This window comes from Paenibacillus sp. 102, from assembly GCF_039549175.1.
GTDB lineage: Bacteria > Bacillota > Bacilli > Bacillales > Bacillaceae_G > Bacillus_A.
The window spans coordinates 1-255 of sequence record NZ_JBCGHT010000091.1 but is presented as its reverse complement, the minus strand read 5'-3'; the positions used below and the strand labels follow the sequence as shown (position 1 = coordinate 255).

The 255-nt window shown below is 38.4% G+C and carries 1 protein-coding gene; it reads right to left on the bottom strand.

Annotated elements, in window-relative coordinates; translation table 11 throughout:
- Window positions 1-255 (bottom strand): transposase (locus AAIE21_RS29475; protein ID WP_343269886.1); only part of this gene is annotated, 255 nt, incomplete at both ends.

Sequence of the window (255 nt, the reverse complement as noted above, 5' to 3'; positions counted from 1 at the left end):
TAGCAACTTTCACACGTTGTTTATTCCAGTTCGAAGAACCTTGCGTTCTTCTGGAAAGGATACGCTGTGCTTTTGTTAACTTCTCTTCTAATGTACGGAAGAATTTAGGGTTCTTGTATGTGGTACCCTCAGAAAGAATAGCAAAATCTTTTAATCCAACGTCAATTCCACAAGTGGATTGAGTTTTAGGCATCTCTTGTACTTCTGTTTCGACAAGGATAGATACAAAGTATTTACCACTTGGGTTACGTCGAA